The sequence below is a fragment of the Pseudomonas sp. B28(2017) genome, from assembly GCF_002113025.1.
Classification (GTDB): Bacteria; Pseudomonadota; Gammaproteobacteria; order Pseudomonadales; family Pseudomonadaceae; genus Aquipseudomonas.
This window is the reverse complement of record NZ_NEJH01000008.1, coordinates 93511-115608: the sequence shown is the minus strand read 5'-3', so window position 1 is coordinate 115608 and position 22098 is coordinate 93511. Positions and strand designations below refer to the sequence as shown.

Here is a 22098-nt window from a genome sequence, read left to right as displayed (position 1 = left end):
CTCCCACACAATGATGCAAAACCCTGTGGGAGCGAGCCTGCTCGCGAAGAGGTCATTGGCCGCACCGAAGATCTACAGTGCTAGACAGCATCCCGAGGCAGCATCAACCCCAACGGCAACCGCACCCGCGCTTCAAGCCCTCCGCCCGAGCGGTTACGCAGTTCAACGTTGCCACCATGCATCGAAGCAATCCGCTTCACGATTGCCAATCCCAACCCCGTGCCTTTGCCACCCCGGGCACGATCACCTCGGGTGAACGGGTTGAAGATCGCTTCCAGTTCCGCCGGATCAATACCGGTACCACGGTCCATGACGCTCAGCACTACATACGGCGCGCTGGTGTCCCCGGATACATACGCCGCCACCTCCACACCGCTGCCGGCATGATGCAGCGCGTTACCGATCAGGTTGTTCAGCAATCGTTTCATCGACACACGACGCAACGGAAACGGCTGAATCGGCTCCAGGCGCAGCCGCACTTTTTCTTCATTCTGGTTGTAGGGCGCAGCGACTTCGCGGACCAGGTCGCTCAGGTCAACTTCTTCCACCGACTCGTCGCGCCCGTCGCGAATGAACGCCAGGAACTGATCGAGAATCGCATCCATGTCTTCGATGTCACGCACCATGTCGTCGGTCAGATCGGTGCGATCACCCATCAATTCCAGGGACAGGCGCAAGCGGGTCAACGGCGTGCGCAAATCATGGGAAACACCGGCCAGCATCAGCTCACGCTCGCGACCGGCCTGTTCGACGTCTTCGGCCATCTGGTTGAAGGCGCGGTAAACCTCAGTCATCTCACTCGGCGTATCGCTGATTGGCAGGCGCACGCTACGGCCCTGGCCGAGTTGCCGTGCGGCATACACCAGACGCTTCAAAGGTTGATTGAGCTGGCTGACGAAGATCCAGGCCGAAGCGGTGGAAAGCAGACCGATAGCGAGGAACCAGCCCAGCACGTTCCAGATTTTCTGGCCGCGCAACGGATGGGGATATAGCGGTACTTTCAGCCAGCCATCACCCAGGCTTGGCGCCCGAACCCACAGCGCCGGTGGCGAATGCATGCGCAGCCGGACTTCGGTGTCGCCCCCCAGCTCCGCCTGCATCTGCCGCTGGTAGATCTCGCTGTAAGGCCAGTGTTGTTCGCCTTCCGGCACGCCGGCACCCACCACCCGGATCAGGGTCGCGGCCTCGGCGATCTTGCCGCGGTTTTCTTCATCGGCAGCCCAATAGGCGCGCAGCGTCAGGGCGACACCGTGGCTGTACTGGCGGTCCACCAGCACATCTTCGTTCATCAGCAGATAAACCAGGGTCAGTGCCTTGGAGAAGAGTACGACGATCAGCACCAGCCAAAGGGTGCGGGAGAAGAAGCTCTGGGGGAACCAAACGGGGGTTTTCATGGATAACCGTTAAACACTTGCAGGAGCGAGCGATGCTCGCATATTGCGGATCGCGAGTCTGCGGACGGGATCGATTGATCCGTTGTCCGCATGACCCGCTCCTACAAATCGCCCATCACTTGGTGGCGGTTCCATCCGGAACAAACACGTAACCCACGCCCCAGACAGTCTGGATGTAACGCGGTTTGGAAGGATCAGGTTCGATCATCCGGCGCAGACGGGAAATCTGCACATCGATGGAACGCTCCAGGGCATCCCACTCGCGGCCACGGGCCAGGTTCATCAACTTGTCGCGGGTCAGCGGTTGACGCGCGTTCATCACCAGGGCCTTGAGCACAGCGAATTCACCGGTGGTGAGCATGTGCACTTCTTCGCCGCGCTTGAGCTCGCGAGTGGCCAGGGACAACTCGTAGTCACCAAAGGTCACGCTTTCGTCTTCGCTGCCCGGGGCGCCCGGCACCGGCGCCGACTGGCGACGCAATACCGCCTTGACGCGAGCCATCAGCTCATCCGGGTTGAACGGCTTGGCCAGGTAATCGTCGGCGCCCAGTTCCAGGCCCTTGATGCGGCTCAGCTCGTCACCCTTGGCAGTGAGCATGATGATCGGAATCTGGTTGTTCGCGTTGCGCAGGCGGCGGCAAGCGGTCAGGCCATCTTCGCCGGGCAACATCAGATCGAGGACAACCAGGTTGAACACTTCGCGCGCCAACAGGCGATCCATTTGCTCAGTGTTCGGTACGGCGCGGGCGCGATAGCCCTTGCTGACGAAAAAACGTTCCAGCAGGCTGCTCAGCCCCGGATCGTCGTCAACGATAAGAATTTTTTCGCCTTCAGCAGTTTGTGCAGTGCTGCTCATTGGATGCTCCTTTGATCTCGGCGCGCATTATGGCGTAGCTGCCGTTATACGCACCGTGTGCATTGTTAGCAGATTTTTCCTCAAGCGCCAGAAAACCGGCCATTGCACCAGCAACCTGCGATGCCCCGAATGCCGTAACGCTGGTTATAATGCGCGGCCTTTTGTGTCAGGCAACATCAGACAGGTACTACAGACGGACGCGATTTATTTTCATGGCGTCAGCAGTAATTGTTCGATTTCACGGGTCAACGCAATGCCTGTTGACCCAGGCAGCGGCGCTGGCCAGGCCGCTCAACCAGACTCGCGAAGGCCCTGTTTCAACGCCTGCGAGCCTGCTTTCACAATTTGTCAGGTGGTTTTATGGACAGCATCAACAGCCGCATCGCCGAGGAACTCGGTGTACGCCCACAACAGGTCGAAGCGGCCGTCGCGCTACTCGATGAAGGCTCTACCGTTCCCTTCATCGCCCGTTACCGGAAAGAAGTGACCGGCAGCCTCGACGATACGCAATTGCGTCATCTGGAAGAGCGCCTGCGCTACCTGCGAGAACTCGACGAACGGCGCATCAGCATCCTTGCCAGCATCGAAGAGCAAGGCAAGCTGACTGCGCAACTGGAGCGCGACATCAAGCTCGCCGACACCAAGACCCGTCTCGAAGACTTGTACCTGCCGTACAAGCAGAAACGCCGCACCAAGGGTCAGATCGCCCTGGAAGCCGGCCTCGGCGAACTGGCCGACGGTCTGTTCAACGACCCGTCCCTGAGCCCGGAAACCGAAGCCGCACGTTTCATCGACGCGGAAAAAGGCGTGGCCGATGTGAAGGCGGCCCTCGAAGGCGCCAAGTACATCCTCATGGAGCGCTTCGCCGAAGACGCAGGCCTCTTGGACAAGCTGCGCAACTACCTCAAGCAGGAAGCCACCCTCAGTGCCCGCGTGATTGCCGGCAAGGAAGAGGAAGGCGCCAAGTTCCGCGACTACTTCGAACACGACGAACCGCTCAAGAGCATGCCGTCGCACCGCGCACTGGCGATTTTCCGTGGTCGCAACGAAGGCATTCTCAGCTCCTCGCTGAAAGTCGGCGACGAGTTGCCGGGCACCATGCACCCGTGCGAAGGCATGATCGGCCAGCATGTCGGCATCCAGAACCAGAACCGCGCCGCCGACAAATGGCTGGGCGAGGTGGTGCGCTGGACCTGGAAGGTCAAGCTCTACACCCATCTGGAAACCGACCTGTTGGGCGAGTTGCGCGATGGCGCGGAAACCGAAGCGATCAACGTCTTCGCCCACAACCTGCACGACCTGTTGCTGTCGGCCCCGGCCGGCCCGCGCGCCACCCTGGGCCTCGACCCGGGCCTGCGTACCGGTTGCAAGGTCGCCGTGGTCGATTCCACCGGCAAATTGCTGGATCACGCCACGGTTTACCCGCACGTGCCACACAACAAGTGGGACCAGACCCTCGCCGTGCTCGCCGCGCTGTGCGCCAAGCACTCGGTGGACCTGATCGCCATTGGCAACGGCACCGCCAGCCGTGAAACCGACAAGCTCGCTGCCGACCTGATCAAAAAATACCCAGCGATGAAGATGACCAAGGTCATGGTCTCCGAGGCCGGCGCATCGGTTTACTCGGCATCGGAACTGGCTTCCAAGGAATTCCCGGACCTCGACGTGTCGATCCGTGGCGCGGTGTCGATTGCCCGTCGCCTGCAAGACCCGCTGGCTGAGCTGGTGAAGATCGATCCGAAATCCATCGGTGTCGGCCAGTACCAGCACGACGTGTCGCAGCTGAAACTGGCCCGTGGCCTGGATGCGGTGGTCGAGGACTGCGTGAACGCCGTTGGCGTGGACGTGAACACCGCTTCCGTAGCGCTGCTGGCACGGATCTCCGGCCTCAACGCGACCCTGGCGCAGAACATCGTCAGCCACCGCGACGAGCACGGTGCGTTCAAAACCCGTGCCGCGCTGAAGAAAGTCGCGCGCCTGGGTGAAAAAACCTTCGAACAGGCCGCCGGATTCCTGCGCGTCATGAACGGCGAAAACCCGCTGGACTCGTCGGCCGTTCACCCGGAAGCCTATCCGCTGGTTCAGCGCATAGCCGCCGAAACCGACCGTGACATCCGCTCGCTGATCGGCGACGCCGCATTCCTCAAGCGCCTCGATCCGAAAAAATTCACCGACGAAACCTTCGGCCTGCCGACTGTTACCGACATTCTGCAAGAGCTGGAAAAACCCGGCCGCGACCCGCGTCCAGAGTTCAAGACCGCCGAGTTCCAGGAAGGCGTCGAAGATCTCAAGGACCTTGAACTGGGCATGATCCTCGAAGGCGTGGTAACCAACGTGACCAACTTCGGAGCTTTCGTCGACATCGGCGTGCATCAGGACGGTTTGGTACACATCTCTGCACTTTCGGAGAAGTTCATCAAGGATCCTCGCGAAGCAGTGAAGGCCGGCGACGTGGTGAAGGTGAAGGTCATGGAAGTCGACATCCCGCGCAAACGCGTAGGCCTGTCGATGCGCATGAGCGACACCCCGGGCGAGAAAATCGACGGTGCTCGCGGCGCGCGTCCGGGGTCGGCTCCACGCCAGTCCCAGAACACTGCCCCGCGCAAGGAAACCACGGCAGCAGCGCCGGGCAACAATGCCATGGCTTCACTGTTCGCCAATGCCAAGCAGTTGAAAAAACGCTGATGGACATTCCCGCCGAACTGACCGAAAGCGCGTTTTTCAAGCTGCTGGGCTGCCGCCTGCACAGCCTGGAAACCGGGGTGGCGCAAGTCGCCCTGGCGCTGGAACCCGAGCTGCGCAATCGCGGCGGCAAGCTGCACGGCGGGGCCTTGTTCAGCCTGGTGGACATTGCCATGGGGCTGGCCTGTTCCAGCACCCACGGCTTTGACCAGCAGAGCGCGACCATCGAATGCAAGATCAACTACATCCGCGCCGTTTCCGATGGCGAGGTGATGTGCACGGCGCGGGTGATCCACCCGGGTCGTCGCACATTGGTGGTCGAAGCCGATGTGATGCAAGACGACAAACTGGTCGCAAAAGCACAAGGCACGTTCGCTGTCCTGTAGCTAGTCGTCATCGATTTGAGTTAATTTCGACGCAGTGATCGCAGCGTCGAGCTTTTCTACGGGATTGCGTTTCCTTCGCGTGCATCTGCCAGATTCAAGGATTGAAGTCGGCGGTTCAAAAGGGGCTTTGAGAGCCCGAAAAACCAGGCGAAAACGCCAGTTTTAACTTCACCCTTGTAGACCGTCTTGCCCACCCCCATATTGGGGCGACTGACGCGTGAAGGAATCCAACTTGAGCGAACTTCTCAACCGCCGCCTGGCCCTGCTCGGCGAGCGCGCTAACCTCTCTCTGCTCGAACAGTGCCTTCACGGCATCGAACGTGAATGCTTGCGCGTGACCGGCGAAGGTCGCCTGGCGCAAACGCCGCACCCGGAAGAATTGGGTTCCGCGCTGACCAACGAACAGATCACCACCGACTATTCCGAGTCGCTGCTGGAGTTCATCACTCCGGCCCTGCCCGACCCGGCGGACACGCTGGCGAGCCTGGACAGCATTCACCGTTTTGCCTATAGCAAGCTCGGCAACGAGTATCTATGGAGCCCGTCGATGCCGTGCCCGTTGCCGGCCGAAGAAGACATCCCGATCGCCTATTACGGCACGTCCAATATCGGGCAGCTCAAGTACGTGTACCGCAAGGGTCTGGCCCTGCGCTACGGCAAGACCATGCAATGCATTGCCGGTATCCACTACAACTTTTCCCTGCCGGAAAAACTCTGGCCGCTGCTCAGGCAGGCCGAAGGCTTTGTCGGCACCGACCGCGATTTTCAGTCGTCGTCCTACATCGCGCTGATCCGTAACTTCCGCCGCTACAGCTGGCTGCTGATGTACCTGTTCGGTGCTTCACCGGCACTGGACACCGGTTTCCTGCGCGGTCGCTCGCATCAGTTGGAGCAACTGGATCCGGACACCCTGTACTTGCCGTACGCCACCAGCCTGCGCATGAGCGACCTGGGTTACCAGAGCAACGCCCAGGCCGGCCTGACGCCGTGCTACAACGATCTGGCCAGTTACACCGACAGCCTGCGCAAAGCGGTGGCCACGCCGTACGCCCCCTACGTCGAAGTCGGCACCCACCAGGATGGCGAGTGGGTACAACTCAACACCAACATCCTGCAGATCGAAAACGAGTACTACTCCAACATCCGCCCGAAACGCGTGACCTACACCGGCGAGCGCCCTATCCAGGCGCTGATGGCCCGGGGCATCCAGTACGTTGAAGTGCGTTGCCTGGACATCAACCCGTTCCTGCCGATGGGCATCGACCTTACCGAATCACGCTTCCTCGATGCGTTCCTGTTGTACTGCGCGCTCAACGACAGCCCGCTGCTGACCAGCACCAGTTGCGGCAACGCGACTTCGAACTTCCTCAGCGTGGTCAAGGAGGGTCGTCGTCCGGGCCTGCAACTGCAACGGGATGGCCATCCGGTTGGCCTGAAGGAATGGGCCGGCGAGTTGCTGGAGAAAATTGCTCCACTGGCCGCGATGCTCGACCAGAGCCATGGTGGCGATGCCCACAGCAAGGCGCTGGACGCCCAGATGGCCAAGGTCCAGGACTCGTCCCTGACGCCGTCGGCACAGGTATTGGCGGCCATGGCCGAGCACAAGGAGAGCTTTGCCCAGTTCTCCCTGCGCCAGAGCCAGGCCCATGCCGAGTTCTTCCGCAGCGAGCCATTGGCGCCTGAGGAGCAAGCCCGGTTCGAAGAACTGGCGCGTTCATCGCTGGCTCAACAGGTTGAGCTGGAGCAGAACGAAGTCGGTGATTTCGACGTGTTTGTCGGGGCATATCAGGCGAGCATTCTGGCGATCAGCAACTAAGCAGCCAAAGCAGGCCCCCTGTGGCGAGGGGGCTTTCTCCCTCGCCACAAGTCCACAGCCCCCCTCAAGTCAGCGCTCGTCTCTGAATTCTTCCCCTCATAAGCTAATTCGAAAAAGTTATTTATTTTTGAATTCTTAGATCATTTAGTCTCTTTCTCACACCGACACTCGGTCGCCTGACAAGGAGCTTTCTGATGAAACTGACTTTCCCTCTACGCTTGCTGGCGGCCGCTTCTTTGGCGACAGCGAGTTTCCTGGCCCAAGCGGCCGACGTCACCGTCGCCTACCAGACCACCGTTGACCCGGCGAAAGTCGCCCAGGCTAATGGCGCCTACGAAAAAGCCACCAAGGCCGATATCAACTGGCGCAAATTCGACAACGGTGCCGATATCATCGCTGCCATCGCCTCCGGCGACGTGCAGATCGGCTACCTCGGTTCCAGCCCCCTGACCGCCGCCATCACTCGCAAAGTACCGGTTGAAACCTTCCTCATCGCCACCCAGATCGGCGCCGCCGAAGCCCTGGTCGCCCGCGACGGTTCCGGGATCAAGACCCCGCAAGATCTGATCGGCAAGAAGATCGCCGTTCCGTTCGTATCCACTGGCCACTACAGCCTGCTCGCCGCGCTGAAGCACTGGAATATCGATCCCTCGAAAGTCACCGTACTCAACCTGGCTCCGCCAGCGATCATTGCCGCCTGGAAACGCGGTGACATCGACGCCACTTACGTCTGGGATCCGGCCCTTGGCGTGGCCAAGGAAAACGGCAAGGTACTGATCACCTCTGGCGAGCTGGCCAAATCCGGCGCACCGACCTTCGATGCCTGGATCGTGCGCAAGGACTTCGCCGAGAAGCACCCGGAAATCGTCACCGCGTTCGCCAAAGTGACCCTGGACGCCTACGCCGATTACCGCAAGGACCCGCAAGCCTGGCTCGCCAACCAGGGCAACGTCGACAAGCTGGTAAAACTGTCTGGAGCCAAGGCCAGCGACATTCCGCTGCTGCTGCAAGGCAACGTCTACCCGCTGGCGGCTGACCAGGTGATCACCCTCGGCGCGCCGACCACCAAAGCCATCACCGACACCGCCGCGTTCCTCAAGGAACAAGGCAAGGTCGAGGCCGTGCTACCGGACTACGCGCCGTACGTCAGCGCCAAGTTCATCACCAACTGATCGGGAGTTCATTGCGATGGCCTTGCTACAGCTGGAGCGCATCAGCGCACAGTACCCCGGCAGCCCTACACCTGTGCTGGCGGATATCTCCCTGAGCCTGGGGCCCCAGCAGTTGCTGGTCGCCCTCGGCCCGTCCGGCAGTGGCAAGACTTCGCTGTTGAACCTGATTGCCGGTTTCGTCGAGCCCAGCGCCGGGCGCATCACCCTCGACGGCGTACCCGTCAAAGGCCCGAGTGCAGAGCGCGGCGTGGTGTTCCAGGACGACGCGCTGCTGCCGTGGCAAGACGTGCTGGCCAACGTTGGGTTCGGTCTTGAGCTGGCCGGCATCGCACGGGACAAGCGCGAGGCCCGCGCCCGGGAAATGCTCGCCCTGGTCGATCTTTCCGGTTTTGAACAACGCCGCATCTGGCAGCTTTCCGGCGGCCAGAAGCAGCGCGTCGGCCTGGCCCGTGCCCTCGCCGCCGACCCGCGCGTGTTGCTCATGGACGAACCTTTCGGCGCCCTCGACGCGTTCACCCGTGAACAGATGCAGGAGCTTTTGTTGCAAGTCTGGCGACGCACCGCCAAACCGGTGTTCCTGATTACCCACGACATCGAAGAAGCCGTGTTCCTCGCCACCGACCTGATTCTGTTGGCGCCAAACCCGGGACAAATTGTCGAGCGCCTGAGTCTCGACTTCGGCCAGCGTTATGCCGCCGGTGAGTCGGCACGGACGATCAAGTCCGATCCGCGTTTTATCGAAACCCGCGAACACGTACTCGCCAAAGTGTTCTCCCAACGCATCGCCGCCCAGCGGCAGGAGCGCGCATGAGCAGTTACGAAATTCCCGTCGCAGCGATAAAGCCAGGCACTCCCGTGACTGCGGCACGTCGCAGCTTGAGCACTCGCTGGATCAGTGTGCTGACACTGGTCGCTCTGATTGTTTTTTGGTGGGCCGTAACGGCAACCGGTTTGATCGAGCCGCTGTTCCTGCCACCACCTTGCGCCGTATTGCAAAAAGGCTGGCTGCTGGCGACCTCGGGTTATATGGATTCGACCCTGTGGCAGCACCTGGGCGCAAGCCTGGGGCGCATCGGCCTGGGTCTCGGTTTTGCGATTCTCACCGCCGTGCCGGTGGGGATCGCCATCGGCGCCAACCGTATCGCTCGCGGTGTACTCGACCCGCTGATCGAGTTCTACCGGCCAATTCCGCCGCTGGCCTACCTGCCGCTGATCGTGATCTGGTGCGGCATCGGTGAATTGTCGAAAGTGCTGCTGATCTACCTGGCGATCTTCGCCCCGATCGCCATCGCCACCGCGACCGGCGTGCGTACTGTCGACCCGGCGAAATTGCGCGCCGCGCAGTCCTTGGGCGCGACGCGGGCGCAGTTGATTCGCCACGTCATTTTGCCGAGTGCCTTGCCGGACATTCTTACCGGCGTGCGCATTGGCCTCGGTGTGGGTTGGTCGACGCTGGTTGCCGCCGAACTGATCGCCGCCACCAGCGGCTTGGGCTTCATGGTGCAGTCGGCCGCACAGTTCCTGGTCACCGATGTGGTGGTACTGGGGATTCTGGTGATCGCACTGATCGCCTTCGCCATGGAGATGGGACTGCGCGCCCTGCAACGCAAACTGGTGCCGTGGCATGGTCAGGCTCACTGATAACTGAACTCCTACAAGAAAGCTCGCCCCAGAATTTAAGAGAACCACCATGAGCCAACTGACCATCGTCCCTTTGAGTTCTGCCCTCGGTGCGCAAATCAGCGGCATCGACATCAGTCAGCCGCTAAACGTTGAACAGCGCGATACCATCGAGCAGGCACTGCTCAAGCATCAGGTGCTGTTCTTCCGCGCCCAGCCGATCACGCCACAGCAACAGGCGCGATTCGCCGCGAATTTTGGCGACCTGCACATTCACCCGATCTACCCTAATGTGCCGGAACAACCGGAAGTATTGATCCTCGACACAGCCGTCACTGATGTTCGCGATAACGCGATCTGGCACACCGACGTGACCTTCCTGCCGACCCCGGCCCTGGGCGCGGTGCTCAGCGCCAAACTGTTGCCGGAGTTTGGCGGCGACACGTTGTGGGCCAGCGGGATTGCGGCGTATGAAGCCCTGTCGGCGCCGATGAAAACCTTGCTCGAAGGTCTGACCGCCACCCACGACTTCACCCGCTCATTCCCGCTGGAGCGCTATGGCAACACGCCCGAGGCACTGGCCCAATGGGAAGAAGCACGGCGCAAGAATCCACCGCTGTCACACCCGGTGATCCGCACGCACCCGGTCAGCGGACGCCGCTCGCTGTTCGTCAATGAAGGCTTCACCTCGAAGATCAACGAACTGTCGGAAACCGAAAGCGAGGCGATTCTGAAGTTTCTGTTTGCCCACGCCACGCGGCCTGAATTCACCATTCGCTGGCGCTGGCAGCAGGATGACATTGCGTTCTGGGATAACCGCGTGACCCAGCATTACGCGGTGGATGATTACCGGCCGGCGCGGCGGGTGATGCAGCGGGCGACGGTGTTGGGGGATGTGCCGTTTTTTCGCTGAACCCCTGATTTCTTACTGAATTTCATGCCCCCTTCGCGAGCAGGCTCGCTCCCACATTGGAATGCGTTTCCCTGTGGGAGCGAGCCTGCTCGCGAAAGCAATTTCACAGGCGCCAAAGTACTTGGCGCCTGATGCTTATTCCGCAGTAGAAGGCTTCTCCCAAAGATTGATCCCGCCCTCCTGGGCAAACCGGTCAATCTCCGCCAGTTCCTGCGCACTGAAGCTCAGGTTCTTCAACGCCCCGACGTTCTCGATGATCTGCTCCGGCCGGCTCGCGCCAATCAATGCCGAAGTGACCCGTGGATCACGCAGGGTCCAGGCCAGCGCCAGCTGCGCCAGGCTCTGGCCACGACGCCGGGCAATTTCGTTGAGTGCCCGCACCTGGGCGATGTTGGCCTCGGACAAGTGCGACGCCTGCAACGAACCACCACCCGGACGATTGACCCGCGCATCCGTCGGCACGCCGTTGAGGTACTTGTCGGTCAGCAATCCCTGCGCCAGCGGCGTGAAGGCGATCACGCCCGTGCCGAGTTCGTCAGTGGTATCCAGCAAGTCTTTTTCAACCCAGCGATTGAGCAGGTTGTAGGCCGGTTGGTGGATCAGCAACGGCACTTTCCACTCCTTGAGCAACGCGGCCATTTCACGGGTTTTCACCCCGGAATAGGACGAGATGCCGATGTACAGCGCCTTGCCCTGTTGTACCGCTGTCGCGAGTGCGCTGGCGGTTTCTTCCAGCGGCGTGTCCGGGTCGAAACGGTGGGAGTAAAAGATATCGACGTAGTCCACGCCCAGGCGTTGCAGGCTCTGGTCGAGGCTGGCCAGTACGTACTTGCGCGAACCGCCGCCCTGTCCGTAAGGCCCCGGCCACATGTCCCAACCGGCCTTGCTGGAGATGATCAGTTCGTCCCGGTACTGCTTGAAGTCTTCGCGCAGTAAACGGCCGAAGTTGATCTCGGCGCTGCCATACGGCGGGCCGTAGTTGTTGGCCAGGTCGAAATGGTTGATGCCCAGGTCGAACGCCTTGCGCAGTAACGCACGCTGGGTATCGATCGGCGTGCTGTCGCCGAAGTTGTGCCACAGGCCCAGGGACAGCGCCGGCAACACCAGCCCACTACGGCCCACGCGGCGATAAGGGATGGAGTCGTAGCGGTTTTCGGCAGCGGTGTAAGTCATCGAATCCTCTCTTGTCTGTCTTGAATCTGGTATCGACTGCTTCACGAGTCGCCCAGCATACACTCGCACGAACGCCAGAAACCCGGGATAGGCTTGCGTGATCAGGGTCGACAGGAACAAAGTCGCCAAAGCAACGAAGAAGCGATAGCTATCGCAAGGAGGGAAGCCGCCATGCACACCACGATCATCATCACCTTTGGCCTGGCCTTGCTCGCCCTGATGCTGTTCATCGGTGAGAAAATCGGCTTCAGCCGCCAGACCCTGACCTACGCTTTTGTGGTGCTGTGGCTGGCACTGACAGTGATCAATGGTGCAATCGGTGTGGTGAACGCCGGCCAGTCGTTGAGTACGGAACTGGGGATCGGCACGGTGGTGTTCAGCATTCCGGTGGCGGCGCTGGTGTTGTTCATGGTGCTGAGCGCCGAGAACTGAAAAGCCCCGGCGCCCTGCCCACCATCAACGCACCAGATGCAGGAACTGCATGTGCCGCTCGTACTGGTCGAGGATGTCGTTAATGATCTGTTCCTTGGTGTAACCCACCAGATCATAGTCCTGGCTGCCCTCGCTCAAATGCACTTCGGCCCGGTAGTAACGGCGATTGTTGAGTTGCTTGGAGCCCATGCCGCCACGGGCGAACGACGGCGTGAAGTAGCCACGCATCTGCACTTGATAAACGAACGGATGCTGATCGCCATGGCCGATTTCCAGGCTGACGCTGTCATTGGTCGGGCCCGGGTGTGTCGCTACGTGCAAACCCTTTTCGATGAACACGGCAGACACTTCTTCAATCGCCGGGCGCACCGTCGTATCGAGAAAGCGATAAACCTCATCCCGCGAAGAGAAATGCACCGCCTGGCTCAAACGCTGGCGCCAGCTGCCCTTGCCACGCCGGGATCCCGAGACCGGTGCCAGTGAATGCATCTGGGCAATCCGCTTCTGCGATTCCAGATAAAACGCCTTGTGCAACCCCCACATCATCAACAGCAAGATCAACGAGAACGGCAGCGAGGTCAGGACCACCGCCGACTTCAATGCATCGATACTGCCCGAGAACAGCAATGCACTTGTCACCAACGCAGTCATTGCGCCCCAGAACACTCGCAGCCATTTCGGCCCGTCTTCATCAGAATTGCCGCCCTTGGCGGACAGCGTCGATAGCACCACGGTACCGGAGTCGGCGGAGGTGACGAAGAACACGAAGCTGATGAACACCGTCACCGCGATGACGGTTTTGCTCCACGGGTAGGTTTCCAGCAGCAGGTAGAGCGCCATCGACGGGTTGTCGATGGCCGACATGCCGAGCGCGCTCATGCCGTGGTTGAGCACTTGATCGATGGCGCTGTTACCGAAAATCGACATCCACGCCAGGGTGAAGCCGAGTGGAATCAGCAGCACGCCGAAGACGAATTCGCGGATGGTCCGGCCACGGGAAATGCGCGCGATGAACAACCCCACGAACGGCGACCAGGCAATCCACCAGGCCCAGTAGAACACGGTCCAGCCGCCCAGCCAGTCGCTGGGTTTGTCGTAGGCGTACAGGTCGAAACTCTTCATCGGCAATGCGCCGAGGTAATCGCCGAGGTTCTGGATCAGGGTGTTGAGCAAGTGCTGCGTGGGGCCGGCGAACAACACGAACAGCAACAGCGCACAGGCCAGCAGCATGTTGATGTCGGACATGACCCGCATGCCCTTGTCGACGCCGGATACGGCAACGATGATCGCCGCCCCCATCATCAAGGTGATCAGGCCGACCTGAATCCATTGGGTATGGGCGATGCCGAACAGGTAGTCCAGGCCCGAGTTGAGGTGCAACACGCCGAAGCCCATGTCGGCACCGAGGCCGAACACCGTGGCAATGATGCCGAAGCCATCCACGGCATAGCCGACAGGACCGTTGATACGCTTGCCGATCAGCGGATACAGCGCCGAACGCAGGGCCAGAGGGAGGTTATGCCGGTAGGCAAAGTAGGCCAGTGCCATGCCGACAAAGGCGAACACGCCCCAGCCATGCAGGCCCCAGTGCAGAAACAGAATCTGCATCGCCTGGCGCGCCGCATCCGCCGTACCAGCCTCGCCTTGCGGCGGTTGCAGCATGTGGGTCAGGGGCTCGGACACACAGAAGAAAAACAGGGTGATGCTGATCCCCGCGGCGAACAGCATGCCGGCCCAGGACAGGTAACTGAATTCGGGTTCGTCGTGGTCGGCACCGAGCTTGATCTTGCCGTAGCCGGACAAGGCGGTGACCACCACGAAGACCAGATACAGGGTCATCGCCAGCAGGTAATACCAGCCAACCGTGTTGGCCGCCCAATTTTGCGCCGCCAGCAACCAGGCACCGGCCTGCTCGGGCATGGCGATGACAACGACACCAAACAACAGAATGAAACTCGCCGAGAACCAGAACACCGGCGGATTCATGCGGATCAGACCGCCTGGAGGGATGGACGATGCACTCATGTACGGTGCACCTCGATGGGTAAAAACGTGGCTGTGGAAATCGGACTCAGCAAAGGCAAGCCTCCTGTTGTGAGCGGGCAGCGAACCGCCGGTTTAACTTGAATGAACGTTCAAGTTAAACATGGATAGGGGGCTAAGGACTAATCGCAGGGCTGGGCGGTACTGGATGTACGCTAGCTCCAGGAGGAAATATGGGGGATCTAAAAGCTTCGCGAGCAGGCTCGCTCCCACATTGGATTTGTGACCGACGCACATACCCTGTGGGAGCGAGCCTGCTCGCGAAAAGGCCGGATCATTCAGCGAAGATCCCGCCCCTTACTTCTGCGCCCCATCATCATGCTGCAGATTCGCCTGGGTCAGGTTGCTGCCCGCTGGCACGCTGCGGGTCAGCCAGACATTGCCGCCGATGGTCGAGCCCTGACCGATGGTGATCCGCCCCAGAATCGTCGCCCCGGCATAAATCACCACGTCATCCTCGACAATCGGATGCCGCGGCTGGCCCTTCTGCAGCTGACCGTCTTCGTCGGCCGGGAAGCGCTTGGCACCCAAGGTCACCGCCTGATAAATCCGTACGCGCTCGCCGATGATCGCGGTTTCGCCGATCACCACGCCAGTACCGTGGTCGATGAAGAAACTGCGGCCGATCTGCGCGCCGGGGTGAATGTCGATGCCGGTGGCCGAGTGGGCGATTTCCGCACTGATCCGCGCCAGCAACGGCAGCCCGGCACGGTACAAATGGTGGGCCAGGCGATGATGAATCACCGCCAGGATCCCCGGGTAGCACAACAGCACTTCATCGACACTGCGCGCCGCCGGGTCGCCGTGATAGGCCGCCAGTACGTCGGTGTCCAACAGGCTTCGCAACCCCGGCAGGGCAAGGGCGAAGTCCTGAATGATCTGGATGGTTTTGGCTTCGACTTCGGTATCGGCCTGGGCACTGTGGCGCGCGGCGTAGCGCAATTCGAGCCGCGCCTGGGCCAACAGCGCATTCAACGCCACATCCAGCGTGTGACCGACGTAGAAATCTTCGCTCTCTTCGCGCAGGTCAACCGGCCCCAGGCGCATCGGGAACAGCGCACCGCACAAGGCTTCGAGAATCTCTGCCATGGCCGCCCGGGAAGGCAGTTCACGACCGCCCTGCTCGCCGCTGGCCCGGCCGTTTTGTGCACGCCACTGTTCACGTGCCGTGCGCAGCTGGCTGACGATGGTCTGCAATTGCCAATGGCTGGAACGCTCACTCACGGTAAAAACTCCTCACGGGCGACCGGACTGTCTGGCCGCACTGACGGCAATTACTTTACGGCAAGGGTCGCAAGGCAAATTAAGAACCAATAGTGCTGTACTCAGTTCGATTGGCTATAAGCGATTGGCGGTTGCCCAGGCTTTGGGGCGTGCCTATAGTCCTGAGATCTTCAACGGCCAGTACGGACCCATGATCAAACAACAGCTCGCCCGCTTTAACCGCCTCGACCTGCTCGGTCAACCCACCGCCCTGGAAAAGCTCGAACGCCTGTCGACCTGGCTGGGTCGCGACGTGTACGTCAAGCGCGATGACCTGACGCCGCTGGCGATGGGCGGCAACAAGCTGCGCAAACTCGAGTACCTGGCCGCCGATGCGCTGGCCCAGGGTGCCGACACCTTGATCACCGCCGGCGCGCTGCAATCTAACCACGTGCGCCAGACAGCCGCCATTGCCGCCAAGCTGGGCCTGGGCTGCGTTGCCCTTCTGGAAAACCCCCTCGGCACCGATGACAGCAATTACACCGGCAATGGCAACCGACTGCTGCTCGATTTGTTCGATGCCAAGGTCGAACTGGTGGAAAACCTCGACAATGCCGACGAACAATTGCAAGCCCTGGCCGGTCGGCTGCGCAGCAACGGCAAGAAGCCGTACCTGGTGCCGATCGGTGGTTCCAATGCGCTGGGTGCTCTGGGTTACGTGCGTGCGGGGCTGGAACTGGCCGAGCAAATCAAGGACACCGGCCTGACCTTCGCCGCCGTGGTCCTGGCCTCGGGCAGCGCCGGTACCCATAGCGGCCTGGCACTGGCCTTGAGTGAAGTGCTGCCGGATCTGCCCGTGATCGGCGTGACGGTCTCGCGCAGCGATGAAGATCAACGGCCCAAGGTTCAAGGCCTGGCCGAACGTACCGCCGAACTGCTGGGCGTGAACCTGCCAGAGGCTTTCAAGGTCGAGCTATGGGATGAGTATTTCGCCCCGCGTTATGGCGAGCCGAATGCCGGAACACTGGCGGCGGTGAAGCTGCTGGCGGGTCAGGAAGGCTTGCTGCTGGACCCGGTCTACACTGGCAAGGCCATGGCGGGCTTGCTGGACGGGATCGGGCGTCAGCGTTTCGATGAGGGCCCGATTATCTTCCTGCACACCGGTGGAGCGCCGGCGCTGTTTGCCTACAAAGACTATCTGGCAGGCTGAACCATTTATTTTGGATTGGGATTGTCTGTGGCGATGGAGCTTGCGCCCTCGCCGCAGGCCTCCATTAATATTCCATTATGCAATAACAAATTTAATATTAATTATTTTCCAATCTAACGACACCATCATATAGTCATGCTGCAGGCGAATTTCGCGAGAGACGCATACGCTGCTTTAAGGCAGGATATCGCAGTCGTCAAAATCCCGAATTTGCCAACTTTCCTTAAGCGTCTTCCATAAGAAAACACAGGGGCTTGTCATGAATTTTTCCGCACTACGTCGCAATCTGCTGGTGGGCTCGCTGGGCCTGGCACTGAGCGCCGGCCTGATTGGCCATGCCGTTGCCGGTGAGCAACTGCAAAAAATCAAAGACGCCGGCGTGATCAACGTTGGCCTGGAAGGCACTTATCCACCGTTCAGTTTCGTCGACGCCGACGGCAAACTCACCGGTTTCGAAGTCGAGTTCTCCGAAGCCCTGGCCAAAGAGCTGGGCGTGAAGGTCAAGCTGCAGCCGACCAAATGGGATGGCATCCTCGCCGCCCTGGAGTCCAAGCGCCTGGACGCGGTAATCAACCAGGTAACCATCTCCGAAGAGCGCAAGAAGAAGTATGACTTCTCCGAGCCGTACACCGTTTCCGGGATTCAGGCGCTGGTGCTGACGAAGAAGGCTGCCGAGCTGAACATCAAGTCCGCCGCTGACCTGTCTGGCAAGAAAGTCGGCGTAGGCCTGGGCACCAACTACGAGCAGTGGGTGAAAGAAAATGTGCCCAAGGCTGACATCCGCACCTACGAAGATGATCCGACCAAGTTCCAGGACCTGCGTGTCGGCCGCATCGACGCCATTCTGATCGACCGCCTGGCCGCGCTGGAATACGCCAAGAAAGCCAAGGACACCACCGCCGCCGGTGATGCGTTCTCCCGTCAGGAAGCCGGCATTGCCCTGCGTAAAGGCGAGCCTGAGCTGTTGGCAGCAGTGAACAAAGCCATCGACAAGCTGCGCGCCGACGGTACGCTGAAAAAGCTTTCGGAAAAATACTTCAGCGCTGACGTCACTCAATAATGGAAGAAGCTTTTCAACTCGCACTGGACTCCGTGCCCTTTCTGCTCAAGGGCGCGTACTACACAGTGATCTTGAGCCTGGGCGGGATGTTCTTCGGCCTGGTGATGGGGTTCGGCCTGGCGTTGATGCGCCTGTCGCGCTTCAAACTGGTGAGCTGGATCGCCCGCATCTATGTGTCGTTCTTTCGCGGCACGCCGTTGCTGGTGCAACTGTTCGTGATCTATTACGGCTTGCCGCAATTGGGTCTGGAACTGGATCCACTGCCGGCGGCGCTGATCGGCTTCTCGCTGAACATGGCCGCCTACGCCTGTGAAATCCTGCGTGCCGCGATCAGCTCCATCGAGCGCGGCCAGTGGGAAGCTGCTGCCAGCATCGGCATGACCCGCGCGCAAACCCTGCGCCGGGCCATCCTGCCGCAGGCAATGCGCACCGCATTGCCGCCGCTGGGCAACAGCTTCATTTCGCTGGTCAAGGACACGGCGCTGGCCGCGACCATCCAGGTGCCGGAGCTGTTCCGCCAGGCGCAACTGATCACTGCCCGTACCTTCGAAATCTTCACCATGTATCTTGCCGCCGCACTGATCTACTGGGTCCTGGCCACGGTGCTGTCGCACCTGCAGAACCAGCTGGAAGCGCGGGTCAATCGGCACGACCAGGAGTCCTGACCCGATGATTGTCGTGGAAAAACTGACAAAGCAGTTCAAGGGTCAAGTCGTGCTCAATGGCATCGATCTTGAGGTCAAGGAAGGCGAGGTGGTGGCAATCATCGGCCCAAGCGGTTCGGGCAAGACCACCCTCCTGCGTTGCCTGAATTTTCTGGAAGAACCCACCAGCGGCCGGATCAAGGTCGGTGATATCGAGATCGATACCAGCCGTCCCCTGAACCAGCAGCAGAGCCTGGTGCGGCGCTTGCGCCAGCACGTAGGTTTCGTGTTCCAGAACTTCAACCTGTTCCCCCATCGCACCGCCCTGGAAAACGTTATCGAAGGCCCGATCGTGGTGAAAAAGACCCCGCGCGCCGACGCCGTTACCCTAGGTAAAAAGCTCTTGGCCAAGGTCGGCCTGGCGGGCAAGGAGGACGCTTACCCGCGTCGCCTTTCCGGTGGCCAGCAACAGCGCGTGGCGATTGCCCGGGCGCTGGCGATGGAGCCCGAAGTGATCCTGTTCGATGAGCCGACCTCGGCCCTCGACCCGGAGTTGGTGGGCGAGGTGTTGGCGACCATCCGCGGCCTGGCCGAAGAGAAACGCACCATGGTGATCGTCACCCACGAAATGGGTTTTGCCCGGGACGTTGCCAACCGGGTGGTGTTTTTCGACAAGGGCGTGATCGTCGAGCAAGGCGAAGCGAAGGCGTTGTTTGCCAACCCGAAAGAAGAGCGGACCAAACAGTTCCTGAGCAAGTTCCTGAATAACGCTCACAACTAACATCCCTTCGTAACAACGGTAAACTTCCATGGATGGAAGTACCCCTCGAAATACACCTCATAAATACCAAACTAAACTCATCTATTCGAAACGCACATCCTGTACGCGCACGCGATACATATATAGGTGCATCACAACAATTAAACAGTACTAATCCAGTCAGGTTTTCCGTGGCAGGGCTGTGCCAATGACTTGTACAAAACCGCCCGCATCTCGCCGCTTTCAGCAGATAAATTCGACACACCGACATGGTTTACTTACTTGGAAGCGTAGGAACTTTCTGAATAGCAGCACCCACCACTCACAACTAACAAATCTTATTGACACCTGATCTTCCCGGCTCTTATCTAGTCTCTTGCCAGCAACACTCATCGCGCTTGATTCATTATTTCAACTCGAAGTAATGAATAGCTTTTTTGCTTCGAGTTTTTGTTTTTTGATATTCCAGAAACGGACTTCGTTGCAAAATTTCAAGGAGACTTCATGAAAAGCACCTCGAACAAATCCACGCTTGCGGCCCCTACCCTGGCGCAATCCAACAAGACCGGCATCAACGTCACTTGCGCGGCGCACCTGCTGATCGATGTGGCGCCCTACCCCGCCATGGACGCAGGTGACCTGATCGAACTGTTCTGGGACAACTGCTACGTGGCATCCCGCGTGCTGACGGCCAGTGATGTCGGCCAGCCGGTGCAGCTGAGGGTGCCTGAAAGTTTTGTCGCCAACGGTACTTCGTGCATTCACTACAGGGTCATGCAAGTTGGCCATGGCCCGGCGATATCGGCCAGCCAAAACGTGCAGATCAAACTCGACTGCCCGGGCGGCCAACCCTCCGTGTTGTGCGGCGATGAAAACCAGTGCCTGGCACCGGTGATCATTCCCGAAGCAATTCGCCGTCAGGGGGTCAATACGAGTCAGGTCAAACGCGGTGTTCCCTTGACCATCGAGCCGTACCTGAACATGGCCGTCGACGACGAAATCACCCTGCGCTGGGGCGATGTGCGCATGGACCTGCCACGACTCGAGCCCGCCGATGTGGGCCAGCCGATCCAGGTCTGGATACCGCCGGCCATCATCCTCGAAGCCGGCGAAGATCTACGACTGGAAGTGACCTACTGCATTCTCGACAGGGTGGGCAACAACTCCCGCTGGGCACCGCCCCGCACGCTGAAGATCGGTTGCGCCAACCCTTATCTGAAAGCCCCCCCGAAAAAAGTGCTCAAGGCAGCCGAATCCCGCAAGCAATGAATACAGGGGTCGCTCACGGCAGCGGGATCATCCTTCTATCCATATTCCTAAAAGTTAGTTCATAAAATATTTATACACGTTTAGGGTATATAAACCGGACCACCGGACATTCTTGTTTTCATGCGCCGCCACAAGCGGCGCTTCCATGAGATGTGAGGTAGGTATGGTCCGGAACACAATCACCCCAGTGCAGATCGCCAGGGCATTGCGTGCAGCCAAGGAGCGGCACTGATGTCCAGTCTGGCAGATGCAATCGTCCAGAGTGACCTGGACGTCGCCCCCCTGTTGTTGCCCGCACAAATCTTGCGCAACGATGCCCAAGCCATCAAAGCAGCCCACGAGCTGGCGCAAGTCGCCCGCCTGCAAGCAGCCAAACGTGACCAGCAGCGCAAGCTCCCATGGTCTGAAATCGAACAGTTCACCCGCAGCGGCCTGGGCAGCATTTCCATCCCCCGCGAGTACGGTGGTCCTCAGGTTTCGTTCGTCACCCTGGCCGAGGTCTTCGCGATCATTTCCGCCGCCGACCCGGCGCTTGGGCAGATCCCGCAAAACCAGTTCGGCATTCTTAACCTGATCCTCGGCAGTGCCACCGAAACGCAGAAAAGACAACTGTTCAAAAGCGTCCTTGATGGCTGGCGCATCGGCAATGCCGGGCCGGAACGCGACACCAAAAACACCCTGGAACTGAAGGCACGTCTCACCGCTGACGGCGTCCTCAACGGCCAGAAGTTTTATTCCACCGGTGCACTGTTCGCCCATTGGATTGCGGTCAAGGCTTTGAATGACGACGGCAAGCAGGTGCTGGCGTTCATCCGTCGTGGCACACCTGGATTGCGCATCGTCGACGACTGGTCCGGCTTTGGCCAGCGTACCACCGCCAGCGGCACGATTTTGCTCAACAACGTGCGAGTCGACTCCGAACTGGTTGTTGATAACTGGAAGATCAACGACACGCCGAACATTCAGGGCGCTGTCTCCCAACTGATTCAAGCGGCCATCGACGCCGGTATCGCCCGGGGCGCCATCGACGACGCCATCGACTTCGTGAAAACCCGCGCCCGGCCATGGATCGACGCCAAGGTCGAGCGGGCCAGCGATGACCTGTACGTGATCGCCGAAATCGGCAAGTTGAAAATCGAATTGCACGCCGCCGAAGCGCTGCTGCGCAAGGCCGGACAGGTACTTGATCAGGTCAGCGCCGCGCCGCTCACCGCCGAGTCCGCCGCCCGCGCCTCGATTGCCGTGGCCGAAGCCAAAGTGCTGACCACCGAGATTTCGTTGCTGGCCAGTGAAAAGCTGTTCGAACTGGCCGGCAGCCGTGCGACCCTCGCCGAATTCAACCTCGACCGCCACTGGCGCAATGCCCGGGTGCACACCCTGCACGATCCGGTGCGCTGGAAGTATCACGCCATCGGCGCCTATCGCCTCAACGGCACGCTGCCTAATCGGCATTCCTGGATCTGAC

At 60.1% G+C, this 22098-nt stretch carries 19 protein-coding genes; 14 read left to right on the top strand and 5 right to left on the bottom strand.

Annotation, left to right across the window (positions count from 1 at the left end):
- Nucleotides 1-80 precede the first annotated feature (80 nt).
- The gene (locus CAF65_RS19975; protein WP_085717832.1) at nucleotides 81-1394 is read right to left on the bottom strand and encodes an ATP-binding protein; all 1314 of its coding nucleotides are present in this window, start codon (nucleotides 1392-1394) and stop codon (nucleotides 81-83) included.
- Between the two features lie 115 nt (nucleotides 1395-1509).
- On the bottom strand, nucleotides 1510-2250 hold the full coding sequence (gene ompR, locus CAF65_RS19970) for a two-component system response regulator OmpR (protein WP_007972873.1): 741 nt from the start codon (nucleotides 2248-2250) through the stop codon (nucleotides 1510-1512).
- Nucleotides 2251-2610: 360 nt separating this feature from the next.
- On the opposite strand from ompR, the gene CAF65_RS19965 reads away from it, so the two are divergent.
- From CAF65_RS19965 to tauD, 7 genes are all read left to right on the top strand, one after another.
- On the top strand, nucleotides 2611-4935 hold the full coding sequence (locus CAF65_RS19965; protein ID WP_085717831.1) for a Tex family protein: 2325 nt from the start codon (nucleotides 2611-2613) through the stop codon (nucleotides 4933-4935).
- Nucleotides 4935-5318: a PaaI family thioesterase gene (locus tag CAF65_RS19960; RefSeq protein WP_085717830.1), complete on the top strand. Its 384-nt coding sequence runs from the start codon at nucleotides 4935-4937 to the stop codon at nucleotides 5316-5318. Before CAF65_RS19965 ends, CAF65_RS19960 begins: the two co-directional genes overlap by 1 nt.
- A 232-nt stretch (nucleotides 5319-5550) precedes the next feature.
- The gene (gene gshA, locus CAF65_RS19955) at nucleotides 5551-7134 is read left to right on the top strand and encodes a glutamate--cysteine ligase (protein WP_085717829.1); all 1584 of its coding nucleotides are present in this window, start codon (nucleotides 5551-5553) and stop codon (nucleotides 7132-7134) included.
- A 194-nt stretch (nucleotides 7135-7328) separates the two neighbouring features.
- The gene (gene tauA, locus CAF65_RS19950; RefSeq protein ID WP_085717828.1) at nucleotides 7329-8306 is read left to right on the top strand and encodes a taurine ABC transporter substrate-binding protein; all 978 of its coding nucleotides are present in this window, start codon (nucleotides 7329-7331) and stop codon (nucleotides 8304-8306) included.
- A gap of 16 nt (nucleotides 8307-8322) precedes the next feature.
- A complete protein-coding gene (gene tauB / locus CAF65_RS19945; protein ID WP_085717827.1) occupies nucleotides 8323-9117 on the top strand; it encodes a taurine ABC transporter ATP-binding subunit in 795 nt (264 codons plus the stop codon).
- Nucleotides 9114-9947 carry a taurine ABC transporter permease TauC gene (gene tauC / locus CAF65_RS19940; RefSeq protein ID WP_085717826.1) on the top strand — a complete coding sequence of 278 codons (834 nt, stop codon included), beginning with the start codon at nucleotides 9114-9116 and terminating at the stop codon, nucleotides 9945-9947. The genes tauB and tauC overlap by 4 nt, the downstream gene beginning before the upstream one ends.
- 49 nt (nucleotides 9948-9996) lie before the next feature.
- Nucleotides 9997-10839: a taurine dioxygenase gene (gene tauD, locus CAF65_RS19935; protein WP_085717825.1), complete on the top strand. Its 843-nt coding sequence runs from the start codon at nucleotides 9997-9999 to the stop codon at nucleotides 10837-10839.
- A 135-nt stretch (nucleotides 10840-10974) separates the two neighbouring features.
- Here the strand turns inward: tauD and mgrA are convergent, their stop codons facing one another.
- Complete coding sequence (mgrA, locus tag CAF65_RS19930; RefSeq protein WP_085717824.1) at nucleotides 10975-12012, bottom strand: L-glyceraldehyde 3-phosphate reductase; 1038 nt, start codon at nucleotides 12010-12012, stop codon at nucleotides 10975-10977.
- A 171-nt stretch (nucleotides 12013-12183) separates the two neighbouring features.
- On the opposite strand from mgrA, the gene CAF65_RS19925 reads away from it, so the two are divergent.
- Nucleotides 12184-12444 carry a hypothetical protein gene (locus CAF65_RS19925; protein WP_085717823.1) on the top strand — a complete coding sequence of 87 codons (261 nt, stop codon included), beginning with the start codon at nucleotides 12184-12186 and terminating at the stop codon, nucleotides 12442-12444.
- A 24-nt stretch (nucleotides 12445-12468) separates the two neighbouring features.
- On the opposite strand, the gene betT is transcribed toward CAF65_RS19925, so the two are convergent.
- Complete coding sequence (gene betT / locus CAF65_RS19920; RefSeq protein WP_178076725.1) at nucleotides 12469-14430, bottom strand: choline transporter BetT; 1962 nt, start codon at nucleotides 14428-14430, stop codon at nucleotides 12469-12471.
- Between the two features lie 354 nt (nucleotides 14431-14784).
- On the bottom strand, nucleotides 14785-15711 hold the full coding sequence (gene epsC, locus CAF65_RS19915; protein ID WP_057399186.1) for a serine O-acetyltransferase EpsC: 927 nt from the start codon (nucleotides 15709-15711) through the stop codon (nucleotides 14785-14787).
- A 190-nt stretch (nucleotides 15712-15901) separates the two neighbouring features.
- Here epsC and CAF65_RS19910 point away from each other — a divergent pair, with 190 nt between their 5' ends.
- The 6 genes from CAF65_RS19910 (at nucleotide 15902) to CAF65_RS19885 (ending at nucleotide 22097) form a co-directional block, all read left to right on the top strand.
- Nucleotides 15902-16900, top strand: coding sequence for a D-cysteine desulfhydrase (locus tag CAF65_RS19910; protein ID WP_085717821.1), 999 nt, complete (start codon nucleotides 15902-15904; stop codon nucleotides 16898-16900).
- Between the two features lie 259 nt (nucleotides 16901-17159).
- On the top strand, nucleotides 17160-17960 hold the full coding sequence (tcyJ, locus tag CAF65_RS19905; protein ID WP_085717820.1) for a cystine ABC transporter substrate-binding protein: 801 nt from the start codon (nucleotides 17160-17162) through the stop codon (nucleotides 17958-17960).
- Nucleotides 17960-18625, top strand: a complete 666-nt coding sequence (gene tcyL / locus CAF65_RS19900; protein ID WP_007972897.1) for a cystine ABC transporter permease — start codon at nucleotides 17960-17962, stop codon at nucleotides 18623-18625. Before tcyJ ends, tcyL begins: the two co-directional genes overlap by 1 nt.
- Before the next feature lie 4 nt (nucleotides 18626-18629).
- A complete protein-coding gene (gene tcyN / locus CAF65_RS19895) occupies nucleotides 18630-19385 on the top strand; it encodes an L-cystine ABC transporter ATP-binding protein TcyN (RefSeq protein WP_085717819.1) in 756 nt (251 codons plus the stop codon).
- A 483-nt stretch (nucleotides 19386-19868) separates the two neighbouring features.
- Nucleotides 19869-20633 carry a hypothetical protein gene (locus CAF65_RS19890; RefSeq protein ID WP_085717818.1) on the top strand — a complete coding sequence of 255 codons (765 nt, stop codon included), beginning with the start codon at nucleotides 19869-19871 and terminating at the stop codon, nucleotides 20631-20633.
- A 231-nt stretch (nucleotides 20634-20864) separates the two neighbouring features.
- Nucleotides 20865-22097, top strand: coding sequence for an SfnB family sulfur acquisition oxidoreductase (locus tag CAF65_RS19885; RefSeq protein WP_085717817.1), 1233 nt, complete (start codon nucleotides 20865-20867; stop codon nucleotides 22095-22097).
- Nucleotide 22098: the final 1 nt, after the last annotated feature.